Here is a 19324-nt window from a genome sequence, read left to right on the forward strand (position 1 = left end):
TTTTGCGTAGATTCAACCAAATATCAATTTACGTAAAATAAAGCCTGTTTCAATGATTTTAATATCAAACTTATTCTCATAATATGATTATTGTTCTTCATGTGGCCCATTGTATTCCATGACAATTTGAGCGACATCCTCAGAGAAAAAGCTTGTGCCTATGCATGAGCTTTTTTTTACCTTTATTTTTAGCCGATTAAATACATCTGTTTAGAAAAAATAACGGAAGGTTAGATTAATCCGAGGTTCGAGTATCCGTGTCGATTTCATCAAAGCATGCTTCCAATATTGCTGCGTCTTGCCTCGCATCACAATCAGCTGACCACTGTGTAGAAGCAAATCGACTTTTTCTGCCTTGTGTTTATGCTTAAAACTAAATTTACGGGTTGCACCGAAACTCAGAGAAGCAATTACGGTTTCTTGACCTGCTTTTACCAGTGAAGGCTCATCATCGCTATGCCAACCCACTACTTGAGTGCCATTTTCATATAAATTGGCTAAGCATGAATTAAAAGAATGCCCGACCAATTTTTCGATATGTTGTTTTAAACGGAACAGTGCAGGATTCCACAAATGTGCCTGCTTAAAGGTGCCTGAATAATGATATTGATAGTTTTCATCGCCATACCAAGCCACTTTACGCGCAGTTTTATAATATTGACCATGTAAAATCACTTCGTCATGTTGCCAGGCCAAATGTGCTAAAAAATAGCGGAGATATTGTTCACTCTGTTCCGACGTTAAAATCAGGCCATAATCTTCTACAATCCCGTCACAGGGCAATAGATTGGCTTGAGCATTAGGCGCAAACAATTCAAAGTTCATGGTCAAAAATAAGTTTAAGATTCACTTTTATTTTAGCGGATGATCTCTGGTCACAATTCAAAACATTGTATGCGCTTGTGACATCAGAAAATCAGGCTTAGACTCAAATCAAGCTGAACAATAAAAAAATTGCATATGAATTTATGGCACTTATTTCAAAAACTTCGACCTTTTGTGCGTCCCTATCGCTTATTGGTTATCGCAACACTGGCTTTAACCCTGATTGGTTCCTTAACCGCACAGGTTAATGCACTGACTTTGCAATATGCGGTTGATAGCATTAATCGTCTGATTGAAGCCGGTTCAGGGCTGTCTGAAGGCTGGCATATTCTAATCACCATCTCTGCCATTTTATTGGGTAAAGAAGTCATCAATGCCTTCGTGCAATTTGGACAAAAATTTTATGGCGAAAAGCTGCGCATTTTTGTTTCGCAGGATTTGGCCCAGGGCATCATTGAAAAATTCCTGACCTATCGACTGGCTTTTTTTAATGAAGACAATAATCAGGCTGGTAAATTACAAACCCGTATCGACCGTGGTATTGGCTCGCTCACGCGTCTGGTTCAAATCTTTTTTATTGATATCTTGCCGTTGTTTACCAGTGCAATTGTAGCGCTTGGCCTGATGTTCTATGCCAATTTCTATGTCGGTTTGGTGGCTTTAAGTATTGTACCCATTTATTTTTGGCTGACCTTTAAACAGGCACAAAAACTGGGGGGATGGCGACGTAAGCTGCGTGATGGACGTGAAAAAAAGAGCCAGGGAATCTTAAGTATTATTAACTCGATTACCGTGATTAAATCCTTTAACCGTGAATCGATTGAATCCGACAAACAACTCAAACTACAAAAAGAACTGACCAACAATCAAATGCAGACCCGTCAAACCAGTTTTATATTTGACGGTTTAAAAACCTTTATCGAACAGATTGGTATTGTGCTGATCATCATTTTGACCGCTTATTTCGTGCTGGATGGGCAAATGAGTATCGGCATGATTATGTACCATGTGCTGTTATTCAATAACGTTTCCGCCCCTATTCGTTCGCTACATCGTATTTATGATGAAGTGAATGATGCAATGATTTACTCGGAAAGCTTCTTTAAAATTTTAGAAGCCGATCATGAAATCGAGCCGAGTGGCGCACAAAAACCGGCCATCACCGGCAAGTTTGAACTTAAAAATGTCGAATTTTATTATCCCAATGGCCATCATGCCTTAAAGAACATCAATATGGTGATTCAACCGAATAAAATCACCGCTTTGGTCGGTTTATCCGGTGCGGGGAAATCGACCTTGATCAGTTTGCTGGATAAATTTTATCAACCTGCATCTGGGCAAATCCAACTCGATGGCATCAATCTGGAAGACATCGACACTCAATATCTACGCGATCATATTGGTTTGGTGCTACAAAAAAATCATATTTTCCAAGGTTCTATTTTTGAAAATATTCGCTATGGTAAAACCGATGCCAGTATCGAAGATGTCATGAGGGCTGCCCAAAAAGCCTCAATTCATGAGCAAATCTTACAGCTTCCACATGCGTATGAAGCCGATGCCTTGATGCTTTCAGGCGGTCAACAACAACGCATTGCCCTTGCACGAATGTTCTTGAAAAACCCACCGATTATTTTTCTGGATGAACCGACTGCCAGTTTAGATGCGATAGCTTCGGAGCAAATCAAACAAAGTCTGGATCAAATCAAGCAAGGGCGAACCGTGATTATGATTTCGCATAGTTTGTCGCAAATTATTGATGCCGATTACACCTATGTAATGAAAGAAGGCTGCATTGCCGAACACGGCGAACATGATGCGCTTTATCATCAGGAAGGCGTGTATAAAGAAATTTTTGATGCCATGGCCAAGAGTCTAAACATTGAAAAGATTGCCAAAACTTTTGAGGATGATACCGAGGAAGAAACGCATAGTTAGATACAAAATCTCTTTTGAACCTGTTCTTCAAATTTGATTTCAATGAATCTGATACTGATAAAAAAAAGCCTGCAATAAGCAGGCTTTTTTTAGAATTGATTTAGAAATTAACGTTCTTGAACTTTTTCTTCAATTTCTGCAACGCTGGTGTGACGCACATCCAAACCTTTGACCATATAAATGACCTGTTCAGAAATATTGCGTGCATGGTCACCAATACGTTCTAAAGAACGCAGCACCCATAACACATTAATCACCCGTGAAATATGACGCGGATCTTCAATCATATACGTCATTAAGGTACGTGTTGCCGATTGATATTCACGGTCAATGTCAGCATCCGCAAGTAACACACGCAAAGCTTGATCGACATCTAAACGTGCAAAGGCATCTAGGGCATCATGAATCATCACCCGCACCTGATTGCCAATATGACGGGTTTCCATGTAGCCACGCGGTGAATTGCCTTCTTCACACAAATTCTGTGCAATCCGTGCAATCTTTGCCGCTTCATCACCAATACGCTCTAGATCGGTATTGGCTTTAGACATGGCGATTACCATACGCAAATCAATTGCAGCCGGATGACGGCGCGCCAAAATCAGCGTTAAGGCTTCATCAATTTCCGTCTCTAAACGATTGACGGCATTGTCTTGGAATTGCACATCAATCGCCAAACTTGCATCGGTGTCCAATAAAGCACGAATACCATTGGCAACTTGTTGTTCAACTAAACCGCCCATGGTCATAAATTTAGTATTTACATCCTGCAATTCTTCATTAAATTGCGAAGAAATATGGTGATTCAACACCGGATTATTTGGCAAGGGGCTTACTCCACAACAGCGATTTTAGGATGAGAAATCTTGTTCAATATTAAATCACATCTAACATGAAACTTTCATGACAAAAATCCAAATGTTTAGCTTGGTTGCGTGGCTGCTTTATCGATCAGCCAGGCATTCATTTCTTCAATATCCTGTTCTGTTAATTTTCCAACCGAGGCTTTTAAGCGCAGTACATTAATTAAATAATCATATTGTGCATTTAAGTAATCTTGCTTGGCAGAAAAAGCATTTCGTTGCGCTAACAGCACATCTACCATGGTTTTTAAGCCTTCCTGATATTGTGCTTTAGAGGCTTGAGATACAACATTAGATGAATCCATTGCCGCTTTACGGGCTTGTAATTTGGCTTGATCGGTTTCCACCTGCATATAGGACTTTTTCACATCGGTATTGGCTTTTCGAATCGCGGCATCCAACTGAGCTTCACTTTTTTTCACATTCACAGCGGCTTTTTGAATGGATTTTTGCGTGCGTCCACCGTTATAGACATTCCAGTTCATCTCCACGCCGATCTGATCAAACTGACCATCGCTCGATATGACATTTTGTGGAGATTGCTTGGCATAACCATAGCTGCCTACCGCCTCAATTTGTGGATATAGCGCGGCTTGTTCGACGCGTTTTTGATCTTCTGCATAATGCTGTTGTATCCGTGCTTGCTGAATCGAAAGATTCTGGCTTTGCGCTAAAGCCGTCCAGGCATCCAAATCAGCAGGATACGGTTTTTGAAATTTAAAGTCGTCTCTGAGTACCGCTAAATTTTCACGATAGGGTCCAATAATTTGCGCCAGTTGCTCTTGTGCCAAAATCAATTGCACGTGAGTGGCAATACGATTGGCTCGTGCACTTTCATATTGCGCATTGGCTTCACTGACATCACTTTTTGCAACCAGACCTTCTCGCAATTTTGCATTCATCAAGTTGAGCTGTTCCAACAAGGCTTTTTCTTCTTGCAGATTTGCAGTGGTTAAACTCTGTTGACGTAACACATTAAAATAAGCTTCAGAGACATTTAAAATATGTTCTTGGCGTTGTAGTTGTAAATTGACTTCACTCAAACTCACCGAAGTTCTCACCTGCTTTAAACCTTCCCACGCATCCCAACGGAAGATCGGTTGGCGAACAGTCATGGCAATTTGTTTGGTGGTGGTAGAAGATGAGCTAAATGCATCCGCAGGAAAACCCGGAACACTGGTCTGGTTCGCATCTTGGCTTTTACGCGTGACATTTCCAGAAACAGTAATGGTTGGAAGTAAATTTCCTTTTGCAATCCCCAAATTTAATTGGTCCGCTTCATACTGTAAAAGATTGGCTTGCCAGTTTGGATCTGTAGTTTTTGCACGTTGATAAGCCTCAACTAAATCCAACGCATAACTGCCTGGACTTATCAGTAAAACACATGCACTGATGACTATTTTTATATTCATTTTTTATGGTAAATCCCTGCACCGTACCTGACCATCTGCAAACATGCATATTTCAAAGGAAACTATGCAATATTAGAGTGATCTCCTTAATTTTCCGTATGATTTTTATTAATTTTTACAATCCGCCCATGCTATATCGATTCATCTATAAAATGCTAGTCAATGATCACACCGCGTAACTAAACTCCTGCACAATACTACACAGACAAAATCCTTTTCAGCTATAAAATAGCCGCAATCCACCAAAATCATTGCCGCATGTATCCAGATATCGAATGACTGTGCCTTTCAAAAAAAAATCCTCTGTAAAGCGATGCCTTCCTTTTGTCATTTTGATGCTTTTGCTCGGCTGTCAAAAACATGAACCTCAGCCTATTCCAGAACAGCTACAAAAACAATCACAGCAAGATGAAACGGTGGATTTATCTTTATTATGTAAAAATATTGAAAAGAATATGGCGGAAATTAATGCCGAACGTACCACTTTTGCATTAGAACAGATCAATCAAGATTTAAAATTATGCCTGCCGCTGTCTACATTTGCTGAACAACAGCATTTGTTGGCACTGTCTACTCAAATGTATAACAACTTCTTAACAGTAGATAGAACACCACCCCAACAAGTGGCTTTTGAAGCCTATGCTTTTGATTTATCCCAGCATCCAACCATTCAGCAAAGCCATTTTGAACAGCTGACTTTACGTGACCAATATTTATTAAAACATAAGGGAGCCTATATCGAGCTGTTTGATGCAGGCAAAGGTTTGGTCAATTATCGTCGTAGCCCTGAATATTTAGCCAAAATTTTTGCCCCCTATCTGCCACGGGCAGAACAGGTCTTTATCGAAAATTTGGCGACACAGAATATGATGCCTGTGTTTGTTGAAGACACCTTAATGATTGAACCGCACGAGGTCGCAACCCGTGCCTTATTTTGGGAGGAATATTTAAATCAATACCCTAAAAGCAGCTATCGCAAAGATGCAGAGTATCTTTTGCAGATGTATACCCTGTTTTTATTTAAGGGTATGAAGGACTCGCCTGTCTCTGACACTTATACGGATAAATATACAATTCAAAGTAACTCGATGGATGAAATTGAAAAATTAGCTCGGGTCAAAAATTCGTATTTAGCGCTTCAAGCGACAAAATTTCTGCAATTTCTACAATTATCCGAACAGCAGCGCTTAAAAGAAATTCCAGTTCAGTTAAGCCCAAAAGAACAACAATCGATGTCTGAACATCAGCTCACACTCAAACAGTTAGATCAGTATTTAGCTTTGCAAAATTTAAGCCTGTCTAAAACACGTGATTGTTTTAGTGATGCAGTATGTCTTTAATCCTTGCTTTAAATTAAAAGTCCATAGAAGCCTATAAAAGCGATATTTAATGTGAATGTTTTTTAGTGCTTGGGCGTGTTAATATTTGTCCATCGCTTGACGGAGCGCGAGTAATTGCTCGCTGAGATTGTGTCAGTTCTTTCTATAAAGAACTTAAGCACGAGTACCGTTGAACCTGATCAGGTTAAGACCTGCGTAGGAATCAAGCATCTAAAAACTTAAGCCCCTAATTTATCTGTTTGTTGATTTTTTCAATGAATTAAACCAGATAAATCTGCCACGTTTTTGGTCGTGCTTGATTCGTTGATGTCATTCATAAGGATCATTGCAATGAACCAGTTAACGAATCTATCTGCAACAGATATTTCTGCTCAACATGAGCAAGATGCTAAAGATCTCACCCGTATTTTACCCGCTTCAAAAAAAGTCTATATCCAGGGTTCCCGCGCGGACATTCAAGTACCGATGCGTGCCATTGAACTGACCGATACCCCGACCGGTTTAGGCGGCGAACAGAATCCGGATATTCTGGTTTATGACACTTCAGGTGTGTATACCGATCCTAAAGTTGCAATTGACCTGAATAAAGGTCTGCCGAATGTGCGTGAAGCCTGGATTGAAGAACGTCAAGATACCGAACGCCTAGATACTTTAACTTCTGCCTTCGGACAGGAACGCTTAAAAGATATTCGCACAGCAGAGATTCGCTTTGCCCATATTCAAAAGCCGCGTCGTGCCAAATCAGGCAAAAATGTCACTCAAATGCATTATGCACGTCAGGGTGTGATTACCCCGGAAATGGAATATATCGCCATCCGTGAAAATCAGCGCCAGCTTGAAGGGGTCGATGCACGCCAACATGTCGGTCAAAACTTCGGAGCGAAAAACCTAACCGAAATTACGCCTGAATTTGTGCGTCAGGAAGTGGCTGAAGGTCGTGCGATTATTCCGGCAAACATTAACCATCCTGAAATTGAACCGATGATTATTGGGCGTAATTTTCTGGTCAAAATCAATGCCAATATTGGTAACTCGGCACTCGGTTCAAGCATTGATGAAGAAGTGGCGAAGATGACCTGGGCGACACGCTGGGGCGCAGATACCATCATGGATTTATCGACCGGTAAAAACATCCATGAAACACGGGAATGGATTATCCGTAACTCCCCTGTTCCGATTGGTACCGTTCCGATCTATCAAGCACTGGAAAAAGTCGATGGTGTGGCTGAAGACTTAACTTGGGAAATCTTTAAAGACACCCTGATTGAACAAGCTGAACAAGGCGTAGATTACTTCACCATTCATGCCGGTGTACTGCTTCGCTATGTTCCCCTCACCGCAAATCGTTTGACCGGTATTGTCTCGCGTGGTGGTTCCATCATGGCGCAGTGGTGTTTAGCTCATCATCAAGAAAACTTCCTGTATACCCATTTTGATGAAATCTGCGAAATCATGAAAGCCTATGACGTATCGTTCAGTCTAGGCGATGGCTTACGTCCGGGTTGTATTCAGGACGCCAATGATGAAGCACAATTTTCAGAATTACGGACTTTAGGTGAACTGACCCATCGCGCGTGGCAACATGATGTTCAAGTGATGATTGAAGGTCCGGGTCATGTGCCGATGCATATGATTAAAGAAAACATGGATCTGCAACTTGAAGTGTGTCAGGAAGCACCTTTCTATACGCTAGGACCTTTAACTACAGATATTGCTCCGGGCTATGACCATATTACTTCAGCAATTGGTGCTGCGATGATTGGTTGGTACGGCACAGCTATGTTGTGTTATGTCACACCGAAAGAGCATTTGGGTTTGCCGAACAAGAAGGATGTTAAAGATGGCATTATCACCTATAAAATTGCTGCTCATGCTGCCGATTTAGCCAAAGGTCATCCGGGTTCACAAGTGCGTGACAATGCCTTATCCAAAGCACGTTTTGAATTCCGTTGGGAAGACCAGTTCAACTTGAGTCTTGACCCAGATACCGCACGCAGCATGCATGATGAAACCATGCCGAAGGAAGCCCATAAATCAGCGCATTTTTGTTCGATGTGCGGACCTAAGTTCTGTTCGATGAAAATCACCCAAAATGTGAGAGATTATGCGAAAAATCAAAGCAATGCGGAGCATACCCAAGAACAAAATGCAGAGATAGCAGCGGGATTCGAAACGATGAAAACCACCTATCAAGAACATGGTCAAAAATTGTACCATAAGCTTTAATCTGGAAAAAAAATCTTTTATTTTCATAAAATTCTCGGTTAGGATGAATGATTGCTTTTCATCCTGACTGAGCTATATGAATATTATTAGACAAGCAACATATAACAGCGACGAAGTCAAAATCCAGTCACGCGAATATCTTTTCCGTGGCTTCATTCAGGTTGAAAAAGTCAGTCTCCAACATCGTTTATTTAATCAAACTGAATACACGCCAGTGATTCAACGTGAACTTATTCACCGACCTGAAGCTGCCGGGGTACTGATTTATGATGATGCCCAACAAAAATTTGCCTTAATTGAACAATTCCGTGTCGGTGCGATGGATGATTCAGATTCAGCCTGGCAACTGGAAATTATTGCCGGTGTGCTCGATGGTGATGAATCCCCTGAAAGCTGTATTCGCCGTGAAAGTTTAGAAGAATCTGGTTGTGAAATTGATGAATTACAGCATCTATTCAGCTTTTATCCATCTGCAGGTGCCTGTTCTGAACTGTTTCATTTATACAGTGCACACGCGAATCTTCCTGAACAAGGCGGGATCTTTGGGATGCCTGATGAAGGCGAAAATATTCAATTGCATCTAATTGACTACAGTGAAATTACAAATTTATTTACCAATAGTCGATTAAGAAATGCACCGGTCATTATGGCATTGCAATGGTTGCAACAACATATTAAAACTACAAGGAATGTCTAAGGAGTCAGACATGACTTTATCCAATTACAATGAAACCCAGCAAGACTGGACCATTATTCAAATTTCAGATACACACTTGATGAATCAGGAAGATTTAGAATTTGTGGATATGAATCCTGAACAGAGCTTTCATGCCGTGATCGAGAAAATTCAGCAGCAATATCCAAATGTGGATGCGATCATTCATACGGGCGATTTAGCACAAGTGCCTGTGAAAGAAACCTATACGCGTTATTTGGCATTTATGCAGCGTTTAGGTATCCCGTTTTATCAAATTCCGGGCAACCACGATGATATGGATCTCTTCCCTTTCTATCACAATCAAAATCAAGTTCATGCTATTCATTTTGGCCCATGGAGCATGGTGTTATTAAATAGCGCTGTGCGTGGCAAAATTGATGGCTGGATTGAGGAAGAGCAACTGCAACAACTGGATCAAATTTTATCTAAATTCCAACAGCAATTTGTGATTGTTGCGTGTCATCATCATCCTTTCGATATGCAATCAAAATGGATTGATCAACATAAATTGAAAAACACTGAAAATTTAACCGATATTTTAGCCAGGCACACTAATGTCAAAGCGGTAATAAGTGGTCATGTTCATCAAGACTCCTTGAATGAATGGAAAAATATTCAGTTTTTTTCAACCCCTTCAACCTGTGTTCAGTTCAAACCTTTAAGTGATGATTTTGCGCTAGATGAAGAAGCACCGGGGTTTCGTGTACTACATTTGAAAGCAAATGGTGAGTTACAAACTGAAATTTATCGTACTGAAAAGGCGTCACAAAAAATTAATGTTGAAATTTCAGGTTATTAACTTTTCATTTTGCTTTTTTTCTATTACTTTATGGCTTCAAAAGGAAGCGTGATAGATTGAATCCAAGCATCAAAGACTATCAAAAAGCACAAAAAGTCTATATGATGACGCCCCTCGAAGGAGAATCTCCTAAGAGTTGGATAAAAACACTTGCATATCACCATATTTTTTGCGTATAGATAATACGTATATGATGAGGAATGCCCTATATGGCGAATGACAACCAAAATCAAGTCTTGGACGAACAAACTGATGTTGTAGACGAAAAGTCTACAAAACGCGTGCGTAAAACAAAGCCAAAAGCGTCAGAAAGTGGTTCTACTGCTAGCTTATTTGGTATTGCACCTTATCAGCCGAAAAAAAATGAAGAATACATGTCCGAAGGACAGCTTGAACATTTCCGCCAAATTCTGTTGGCATGGAAAGAAGAGCTAATGTCTGAAGTGGATCGTACCTTAAATACAATGCAGGATGAAAATACTGCATTACCTGACGTCAATGACCGTGCGACACAAGAAGAAGAGTTTGCAATTGAACTCCGTACACGTGACCGTGAACGTAAATTAATTCGTAAAATTGAGCAATCAATTGAAGCGATTAAAAACGATGATTATGGTTTCTGTGAAACTTGTGGTATTGAAATTGGTCTGCGCCGTCTTGAAGCGCGTCCAACTGCAACCCTTTGTATTGACTGCAAAACTTTAGCAGAAATCAAAGAGAAGCAAAATAACGGTTAATTGCAGTTAATGCTTAATAATCCTCCCCTAACCCCTCCTTTAATCAAGGAGGGGGACAGGATGGCTTATGTGGGCCGGTTTGCGCCATCGCCAACCGGCCCTTTGCATTTTGGCTCACTGATTACCGCTGTGGCCAGTTACTGCGATGCACGTGCGCATAATGGCAAATGGCTGGTTCGGATTGAAGATACCGACATTCCGCGTATTTATCCCGGCAGTGAAGAGCATATCCTGCGCTGTATAGATGCATTTCAGTTCGAAGCTGATGATGCCATCATCTTTCAAAAAGACCGCTTAGACCTCTACGATGCAGTAATCGATCAACTCAATCAAAATCATCTGGTGTATGCCTGCCAATGCACCCGCAAAATGCTGGGTTCAAATCATATCTATGCTGGAACGTGCCGCGATTTAAATCTGCCTTTTGAGCAGCAAGCCATTCGTGTCAAAGTATCCGATCAAGAAATTTGCTTTAGCGATCGTCTGCAAGGAACACACTGTTCCAATCTGCAACAGGACTTAGGCGATTTTGTCCTCAAGCGTCGTGATGGCATTATTAACTATCAACTGGCTGTGGTGGTGGATGATTATCTGCAAGGCATGACCCATGTGGTTCGTGGTGCAGATCTGCTTGATAACACTGAACGGCAAATCTGGCTCGGTTCGATATTGAATTATCCAAAACTTGAATATATGCACCTGCCGCTTGCGATGAATGATCAGGGACAAAAGCTCTCTAAACAGAACATGGCGCAAGCACTCGATCTCAGCCGTGCACCAGAACTCTTACAACAAGCGATTCGTGCTTTGCATCAGCCAGAAGTTGATTTAGACACCCCAACACATATGCTAAAACAAGCCATTGACCAGTGGGACATACAACATATTCCCCACACAAAGGAACTAGAAGGCACTTATTTATAAAATAAAAACTGGGCTAAGCTCAAAGAGAGTCTTCAGGAAAGAGACAGGTCTATGTTTTTTATTTTTGGAATTGGTCCTAAAACCAAAGTCATTCAGAAAAGTCAGTTTCTTTGTCCGGTATGTAGAACCAGAAGTACATATGAATTAAAACAACAGCGTAATTATTTTTCTTTATTTTTTATCCCACTGATTCCCCTTTCAAAAGCGAAAGGAGAATTTGTGAAATGTCTGAATTGTGGAACTGAAATGCCAAGCACAGTGTTAAACCATGCTCAGCCAGATTAGGAATAATAGCCAAGCTTAGAAGCTGGATTCTTCTTTACTTGGATTGGCTTTTTGCGTGGTGGCATCAATTTTTAAAATCAGACTGATCATCACCGCACACATAATTAACGATGAACCGCCATAACTAATAAACGGCAGGGTCAAACCTTTGGTTGGCAGCATACCCATATTCATCCCTGCATTCACCAGAATTTGCAGCAAGAAAATAATACTGATGCCATAAGCCAAATAGCCTGCACGTAAATATTGATGCTGCAACGCACGATGGCCGATCTTGATACAACAGACCAGCATCACGAAGGACAAGATCAATACGGTGCTGATTCCAAAGAAGCCAAACTCTTCACCTAAAATTGCCAACATAAAGTCAGTATGCGCTTCAGGAAGATAAGACATTTTTTGGATACTGTGTCCTAGACCGACTCCGACCCATTCACCCCGACCAAAGGCCATCAGTGCATTGGAAAGCTGGTAACCGGTACCTAAGGGGTCAGCCCAAGGATCGGTAAAAGACAAGGCCCGTTGTAAGCGGTAGGGCTCAAAAATAATCGCGGCCGCTAAGCCCAGAATAATCGCCAGCATGAAACCAATAAACTGAATCGGTGGTGCGCCTGCTAAAAAGAACACACCCAAAATCATCAAAACAATAACCGCAGTTGCACCCAAGTCCGGTTCAGCCAGAATTAAACCGACAGTAATCACCATAACCCCGCCTAAACGGAACAGACCGGAAAGGTTATTTCGAACCTCTTCTGCCCTTCGTACCACATAGTCTGCAGTGAAAATAGCCATCATGACTTTGGCCACTTCGGATGCCTGTAAAGTAAAGCCGGCAATACGAATCCATCGGGTTGAACCATTTACCTCGGTGCCGACAACCAAAACCACAGCCAGTAACAGAATGGTCATGATCCACAAAGGGAAAGTATTATTGAACCAGATATTCAACGACACTTTATAGGTTAAAAATGCGGCTACAGCGGCCACAAAAATTGAAATCCCATGTCGGATCACATAGTGAAATGCATTTTCATGTAAACGGTCTGCATAGGGCATCGATGCTGATGCCACCATGATTGAACCGATACACAGCAAGGCAATCACGCAAAAAATCAGCACATTACGCGGTGTAACTTCAGCGGGGATTTTTGCTCCCCACTCATTATAGACCTGATTAATTTTACTTATGGTCGTCTGAGCTAACCCAGCCATACAACTTTCCTTATCATTCTTCTAAGCAAGTGTGTTCACACATTCAACAAACTGGTGCCCACGTTCACTATAACCTTTAAACATATCAAAACTTGCGCATGCAGGTGACAATAACACCACATCATTGGCTTGGGTATGTTGCTGGCATAATTCCACAGCTTCTTTTAAAGAGTCCGCATGAATCAAAGTCGTTGTTCCTGCAATGGCTTTTTCAATCACTGGACAATCTTCACCAATCAATACCGCAACTTTTGCATATTTGCTTAAGGCATCACGTAAGGCAGTAAAATCCTGTCCTTTACCTTGCCCGCCTAAAATAATCGCGACTTTGCCATGTTGCGGCTCAATAGCAGCACCCAAACCATCAATGGCAGCCAATGTTGCGCCAATGTTGGTACCTTTAGAGTCATTGTAATAACGCACACCATTCACTTCTTTCACGAATTCACAGCGATGCTCCAAGCCTTTAAAGGTTTTCAAAGTTTCAAGCATAGACTCAAGTGGCAAACCAATCGCTTCACCCAAAGCCAAACATGCCAAAGCATTGGCAACATTATGGGTGCCTTGAATGTACATCTCCGAGCTTTTCAGTAAACGCTCACGACCACGTGCCAACCAGATGGTGCCATCGGTATCTCTCAATACACCATATTGATTGATACCGGGTGCATTTAAACCAAAGCTTTGCATGGGTGTACTATCTGGAACCAGTGGACGAGTGAGCGAGTCATCACGGTTAAATACGACTTTTTTGACAGCTTGGAAAATACGGTGTTTTGCAGTGTGATAGCCCATCATATCGCCATGACGGTCCAAGTGGTCTTCACTCAAATTAAGGACTACAGCGACTTCCGCGGCCAAGTTGGATGTGGTTTCTAACTGGAAGCTTGAAAGTTCCAAGATATAAAGTTCCGGATCATCTTTGATTAAATCCAGTGCAGGACGACCGAGATTGCCACCGACTGCCACCTTGATTCCCGCATCTTTCGCCATTAAACCAATGAGCGTAGTGACGGTACTTTTTGCGTTTGAACCGGTGATTGCCATAATCGGCTTATCAGTCGCACGGCGTAAAATCTGGATTTCACTGACCACAGGAATGCCTTTGGCAACTGCTGCCTGAATTTCAGGAAGTTTTGGATCAAGTCCCGGGCTAATCACAATTTCCTCAGCTCCTAATAACAGCTCTTGATCGAGCTGACCAAAACTGGTTTGAACTTCGCTTGGAATTTGATCGTGTCCCGGAGGCGTCTTTCGAGAATCTGTTACTGCAACGCGGTAGCCATTTTCATGTAAGAAATTTACTGCTGCAACACCTGAAATTCCGAGTCCTGCAACGACTTTTAATCCACCACGTTGAATTAACATTTTTACCCCATATTTTGGTATGTTTTAAAACTGACAAAATGTTAGCACTTTGCTCTTTTGAATGCTTTTTCTGTTTTAACTTTATGCGTCTTTTTTTGTGTCCGCGCGTAAAAAAACCGTCATAAAAAAGACGGTTTTTTTAAATTGGGCGAAAACTCGGAATTTATTTCCATTTTACTGCTTGGACTTCTGGTTTTTTCTGCGCACTGTCCTCAGTTGCCGAACAACCACAGCTTCCACCGCAACCCAAAACTGTAGCAGGTTTTAACCATTTGGCTAAAGTGAGCCAGCCCTGCTTGGCACAGGCAGTGGATAATTGCATGAAGACTGAGTTTGCCGTCTGAGGAAACACTTTTTTGAAGACCACAACAGCGCTCCAAAGCACCAATGCCGCAACAATTACAACTTCAATCATCTCAATCTCCCGTGCAGATTATTTTTAGTCAACTGAACCCAGTCCAGTTAACCCAAATAGTGCGATGCAATTTGATACGTCAGAAACGACATCAAATAAGCCAAACCAAATAAATAAGCCGTCATAAAGCTCACGGTTTTCCATGACCCGGTTTCACGTTTCACAGTTGCCAAGGTTGCAAGACAATGTGGCGCGTAAATAAACCAGACCAGAAGGGATAAACCGGTAGCCAGTGACCAGCCAAGGCGACCATCACTGCTAATAATGGATGCCAACCCTTGTGATATTGCATCATCATTGGTCGCAGACAACGCGTAAACCGTACCCAGTGCAGCCACCACCACTTCACGTGCTGCCATGGCAGGAATCAAGGCAATACAGATCTGCCAGTTAAAACCTAGCGGTGCAAAAATCGGTTGCATGAGGTGTCCGAGCATCCCTGCAAGAGAATAATCAATAGCAGGTAAAGTCGCGCCTTCTGGGGGTTGCGGGAAGGTACACAAGAACCAAAGCAGAATAGATAACGCGAAGATGATGCCACCGACACGTTTCAAGAAAATTTTGGCGCGGTCCAGCAAACCAATCCAAATACTTTTCACGTCAGGAAAGCGGTAGCTTGGCAATTCCATCAGCAACATATGTTGCGATTTATCTTTTTGGAAGAATTTCAATATGAAAGACACAATCAGCGCACTGACAATCCCTGCCATATATAAAGCAAACAGCACCAAACCTTGCAGGTTAAAAACGCCCCAAACCATATATTCAGGAATAAATGCGGCAATCAATAATGCATATACAGGTAAACGTGCGGAACAGGTCATTAACGGCGCAACAAAAATCGTGGTTAAACGATCTCGTGGGTCGCTAATACTGCGTGTTGCCATAATTCCGGGTACAGCACATGCAAAGCTTGAAAGTAATGGAATAAAGGCACGACCACTTAAGCCGGCTTTAAACATCAGTTTATCCAGCAAGAACGCAGCACGTGGTAAATAACCCGATTCTTCCAGGACTAGAATGAAGAAGAATAGAATCAAGATTTGTGGCAAGAACACCACCACTCCACCGGCTCCGGCAATCACCCCATCCACCACCAAGCTGTTCAGTAATGGATGTGATATGTGCTGTCCGACATATTCACCGAGCCAGCCGAAGAAGGCTTCAATGCCATCCATAAAAGGGGCAGCCCAAGCAAATACCGCCTGGAAAACCACAAACATCATCAGCGCGAGACTAACCAGCCCCAAAACAGGATGTAAAAATATTTTATCGAGGAAGTCAGAGCGTTTATCTTCTTGATCGACTGAATGCACCACATCATGCAAAATCGTGGTGATTTTATGATGATTATCGCCAGTTAAACCGCTGAGTTCGGTATGTGGGATCGAATATTTACCTTGATCGAGCGCATTCATCAGGTTTTCAATACCTGAATTACGCACGGCAACGGTTTCCACCACAGGAATACCTAAACGTTCCGCCAACTTTTGCGTATTGATTTGCATGCCACGGCGACGTGCTTCATCCATCATGTTCAGCACAAGTAGAATCGGACGACCCAGCTCGATCATTTCCAAAACCAGACCTAAATGCAATTTTAGATTGGTGGCATCAACCACACACAAGAACGCATCTTGCTGCTCTTCTTCGGCAATTTTGCCTTGCACCACATCGCGGGTAATCGCTTCATCCGGACTGGTCGCATTTAAACTATAAGTTCCGGGTAAATCCAGAACACGAACCGGTTTACCGGATGGCAATGTGAACTGCCCCACTTTACGCTCAACTGTGACACCGGCATAGTTCGCGACTTTCTGACGGGTACCAGTAAGATGGTTAAATAATGATGTTTTACCGCAGTTTGGGTTACCTACCAGGGCAATACGCAGCGCATCACTCATGCAGGTGCTCCCTCAAGATTAATTTCAATTTTTTCAGCTTCAACTTTACGCAGTGCGAATCGGGTAAATCCAACTTGAATCAAAATCGGGTCTCCACCAAAAATACCTTTGGTAATGACCTGTACTTTTGTGCCCGGAACAAAACCTAGAGTCTCTAAACGACTTGCGACCAAATCATTTTGAGAATTATTGCCATCTAAAGTTCTGTTGACTTTGCTGATGATGGCCGTTTGTTTCACTTTTAAATCAGATAAACGCACCGCATCTAATCCTAAAATATTTTGAACAGTATACAAACAAATGAGAATAATTACCAAGTAAGGTTTGATTCCAATTCTCATCTTCTCTCACATCGACATTGGCAAAGAATTGTTCTAAATTGATCCAAGCCAAGAAAAACTTGGATTTTTCATTCAATGTAGAAGTGACATGCTTAATAAAAAACCTCGTATTCCTGCTCCGGTGAGCATTCCTGAACATTTAAGTTTTTTACAGGGTTTCCGAGATTATTTAATTGCACAAACCGTAAGTCCGCATACACGTAACGCCTATCTGTCTGATTTGGTTCAATGTAGTCAATGCAATTCCAATTCAATGCCGAATTGGTCCAGCGATGATGTGGCTGATGTTTTACTGGCATTAACAAAACAAGGCAAAAGCCCGCGCTCGATTGCCCGATCACTTTCTGCACTGCGTTCTTTTTATAAATTTTTACGTGAACAAAAACTTCGCTCCGACAATCCGGTTGCAACCCACAAAACGCCCAAAATTGGTCGTTCACTCCCCAAAGATATTTCTGAACAAGAAGTTGAAGCCTTAATTCATGCCCCCGATGTCGAAACGGCTTTGGGTTTACGTGATCGTGCCATGCTTGAAGTGCTGTATGCCTGTGGGTTACGGGTGACTGAATTGCTCAATTTGCGTCTTGAATTGATTAATTTAAAACAGGGTTATTTACGTATTGTTGGTAAAGGCAATAAAGAACGCTTGGTGCCTTTGGGACAAGTGGCTTGTGAATGGATTGAAAAATACCTGAATGAGGCACGTTCCAGTTTATATAAATCTGCCACTGACTATGTGTTTTTAACCCAACACGGCGGCATTATGAGTCGGCAAAATTTTTGGTATGCTATTAAACGCTATGCGCTACAGGCAGGTGTACAGGCTGAATTGTCACCGCATACTTTAAGGCATGCTTTCGCCACCCATTTACTCAATCATGGCGCGGATTTGCGTGTCGTTCAGATGTTATTGGGTCATAGTGATTTATCTACCACCCAAATTTATACTCACGTTGCTCAAGTTCGAATGCAGCAACTGCATGCCACACATCACCCTCGTGCTTAGTCTGGTCTTCATTCATCATCTAAGACCAAGAAGTGTTAACGAGCCTGGCTTTTTTTTTGTTATGCTAGGCCATCAATTTTTATCTATAGCTAAAAGAAAGGGTTACTTATGTCATTTACCCGCTCAAAACTTTTTATTGCATGCACTTTGGCAAGCAGCCTGGCAATTACTGCGTGTTCCAACTCAAACAACGATGAAAAAAAGCAAAGCACTTTAACCGCTAGCGCACCTGCAACCGGACAGGCATCGAATCTTTCCGAACGCAATGCACAGCAGCGTCTGATTAACACCCTGCAACAGCACTTTAAAAAAGCCAATATCAACGCCAAAGTTCTAGATATTAAAGCCACTGAAGTACCAAATCTGTATTGGGTCACTCTTGAAGGCATGTCCTCTGTTTATGCAACCGCAGATGGTAAATACATTATTCAGGGGGATGTGCTTCGTTTAGGTGACAGCAAAATTCACAATGTCAGTGAAAACCTGCAATCTGCTGCCAATAAAAAGCTTCTGGCGGGCTTAAAAACCGAAGACCTGCTGGTTTATAAAGCGCAAGGCAAAACCAAACATATTGTGTATGTGTTTACTGATGTTAGCTGCCCGTATTGCCATAAACTGCATGAACATATGAGCGAAATTAACGCCAAAGGCATTGAAGTGCGTTATATCGCATGGCCACGTGGCGAACAGTTCATGCCAGCCATGGAAAGTGTCTGGTGTAGTGAAGATCGTCAGGCTGCCTTTAATCAAGCCATTGCAGGTACACCACTTGCTCCAGCAACATGCAAGAATCCCGTTAAAGATCAGTATCAACTCGGTCTGAATATGGGCGTGAATGGCACCCCTGCTATTTACAATGAAGAGGGTGTTTACCTGGGTGGATACTTGTCTCCTGAAGAATTAGCAGAACGTTTAAATAACTAATTTTTATTCGTTAAATTACTGTTTTTTATAGTTGAAGATAAAGTGATTTCTTTCCTAGAGTCTCATGCTTTTTTTAGCTATGATCTA

At 41.9% G+C, this 19324-nt stretch carries 18 protein-coding genes and 1 riboswitch; of the genes, 10 read left to right on the top strand and 8 right to left on the bottom strand.

The genetic code is table 11. From position 1 onward, the window contains the following. Positions 1 to 210: 210 nt before the first annotated feature. Complete coding sequence (locus B9T23_RS03890; RefSeq protein WP_086193068.1) at positions 211 to 825, bottom strand: alpha-ketoglutarate-dependent dioxygenase AlkB family protein; 615 nt, start codon at positions 823 to 825, stop codon at positions 211 to 213. Between the two features lie 135 nt (positions 826 to 960). Between B9T23_RS03890 and B9T23_RS03895 the strand changes: the two genes are divergently transcribed. After that, the gene (locus tag B9T23_RS03895) at positions 961 to 2763 is read left to right on the top strand and encodes an ABC transporter ATP-binding protein (protein WP_086193069.1); all 1803 of its coding nucleotides are present in this window, start codon (positions 961 to 963) and stop codon (positions 2761 to 2763) included. Positions 2764 to 2870: 107 nt separating this feature from the next. Here the strand turns inward: B9T23_RS03895 and phoU are convergent, their stop codons facing one another. After that, positions 2871 to 3590: a phosphate signaling complex protein PhoU gene (gene phoU / locus B9T23_RS03900; RefSeq protein ID WP_067722404.1), complete on the bottom strand. Its 720-nt coding sequence runs from the start codon at positions 3588 to 3590 to the stop codon at positions 2871 to 2873. Between the two features lie 95 nt (positions 3591 to 3685). Beyond that, positions 3686 to 5038: a multidrug efflux outer membrane protein AbuO gene (gene abuO, locus B9T23_RS03905; RefSeq protein WP_086193070.1), complete on the bottom strand. Its 1353-nt coding sequence runs from the start codon at positions 5036 to 5038 to the stop codon at positions 3686 to 3688. Positions 5039 to 5313: 275 nt separating this feature from the next. On the opposite strand from abuO, the gene B9T23_RS03910 reads away from it, so the two are divergent. From B9T23_RS03910 to B9T23_RS03940, 7 genes are all read left to right on the top strand, one after another. Next, on the top strand, positions 5314 to 6378 hold the full coding sequence (locus B9T23_RS03910; protein WP_171263044.1) for a hypothetical protein: 1065 nt from the start codon (positions 5314 to 5316) through the stop codon (positions 6376 to 6378). A 90-nt stretch (positions 6379 to 6468) separates the two neighbouring features. After that, positions 6469 to 6597: riboswitch (TPP riboswitch) on the top strand. Between the two features lie 111 nt (positions 6598 to 6708). Further along, positions 6709 to 8604, top strand: a complete 1896-nt coding sequence (thiC, locus tag B9T23_RS03915) for a phosphomethylpyrimidine synthase ThiC (protein WP_086193071.1) — start codon at positions 6709 to 6711, stop codon at positions 8602 to 8604. 76 nt (positions 8605 to 8680) lie between these two features. Further along, entirely contained in the window at positions 8681 to 9301 is a 621-nt protein-coding gene (locus B9T23_RS03920) for an NUDIX domain-containing protein (protein ID WP_086193072.1), read from the top strand. 10 nt (positions 9302 to 9311) lie between these two features. Further along, on the top strand, positions 9312 to 10121 hold the full coding sequence (gene cpdA, locus B9T23_RS03925; RefSeq protein WP_086193073.1) for a 3',5'-cyclic-AMP phosphodiesterase: 810 nt from the start codon (positions 9312 to 9314) through the stop codon (positions 10119 to 10121). Positions 10122 to 10330: 209 nt separating this feature from the next. Beyond that, positions 10331 to 10858 (top strand): RNA polymerase-binding protein DksA, encoded by a 528-nt coding sequence (gene dksA, locus B9T23_RS03930; RefSeq protein ID WP_067722416.1) that lies wholly within the window; start codon positions 10331 to 10333, stop codon positions 10856 to 10858. 9 nt (positions 10859 to 10867) lie between these two features. Continuing rightward, positions 10868 to 11782 carry a tRNA glutamyl-Q(34) synthetase GluQRS gene (gene gluQRS, locus B9T23_RS03935; RefSeq protein ID WP_171263045.1) on the top strand — a complete coding sequence of 305 codons (915 nt, stop codon included), beginning with the start codon at positions 10868 to 10870 and terminating at the stop codon, positions 11780 to 11782. Positions 11783 to 11833: 51 nt separating this feature from the next. After that, a complete protein-coding gene (locus B9T23_RS03940) occupies positions 11834 to 12067 on the top strand; it encodes a zinc ribbon domain-containing protein (RefSeq protein ID WP_086193075.1) in 234 nt (77 codons plus the stop codon). Positions 12068 to 12082: 15 nt separating this feature from the next. Here the strand turns inward: B9T23_RS03940 and ftsW are convergent, their stop codons facing one another. The 5 genes from ftsW to B9T23_RS03965 form a co-directional block, all read right to left on the bottom strand. Next, entirely contained in the window at positions 12083 to 13279 is a 1197-nt protein-coding gene (ftsW, locus tag B9T23_RS03945; protein WP_067722422.1) for a putative lipid II flippase FtsW, read from the bottom strand. Positions 13280 to 13300: 21 nt separating this feature from the next. Continuing rightward, positions 13301 to 14647, bottom strand: coding sequence for a UDP-N-acetylmuramoyl-L-alanine--D-glutamate ligase (gene murD, locus B9T23_RS03950; protein ID WP_086193076.1), 1347 nt, complete (start codon positions 14645 to 14647; stop codon positions 13301 to 13303). 163 nt (positions 14648 to 14810) lie between these two features. Next, positions 14811 to 15062, bottom strand: a complete 252-nt coding sequence (locus tag B9T23_RS03955) for a DUF6587 family protein (RefSeq protein WP_086193077.1) — start codon at positions 15060 to 15062, stop codon at positions 14811 to 14813. A 47-nt stretch (positions 15063 to 15109) separates the two neighbouring features. Next, entirely contained in the window at positions 15110 to 16966 is a 1857-nt protein-coding gene (gene feoB / locus B9T23_RS03960; RefSeq protein ID WP_086193078.1) for a ferrous iron transporter B, read from the bottom strand. Beyond that, complete coding sequence (locus B9T23_RS03965; protein WP_131270598.1) at positions 16963 to 17226, bottom strand: FeoA family protein; 264 nt, start codon at positions 17224 to 17226, stop codon at positions 16963 to 16965. The genes feoB and B9T23_RS03965 overlap by 4 nt, the downstream gene beginning before the upstream one ends. A 169-nt stretch (positions 17227 to 17395) precedes the next feature. Here B9T23_RS03965 and xerD point away from each other — a divergent pair, with 169 nt between their 5' ends. Together xerD and B9T23_RS03975 are read left to right on the top strand one after the other, a co-directional pair. After that, positions 17396 to 18313: a site-specific tyrosine recombinase XerD gene (gene xerD / locus B9T23_RS03970; RefSeq protein ID WP_086193080.1), complete on the top strand. Its 918-nt coding sequence runs from the start codon at positions 17396 to 17398 to the stop codon at positions 18311 to 18313. A 108-nt stretch (positions 18314 to 18421) separates the two neighbouring features. Then, positions 18422 to 19237 carry a DsbC family protein gene (locus B9T23_RS03975; protein WP_086193081.1) on the top strand — a complete coding sequence of 272 codons (816 nt, stop codon included), beginning with the start codon at positions 18422 to 18424 and terminating at the stop codon, positions 19235 to 19237. Positions 19238 to 19324 lie beyond the last annotated feature (87 nt).

The sequence above is a fragment of the Acinetobacter terrae genome, assembly GCF_002135195.1.
In the GTDB taxonomy this organism is placed as follows: Bacteria; Pseudomonadota; Gammaproteobacteria; order Pseudomonadales; family Moraxellaceae; genus Acinetobacter; species Acinetobacter terrae.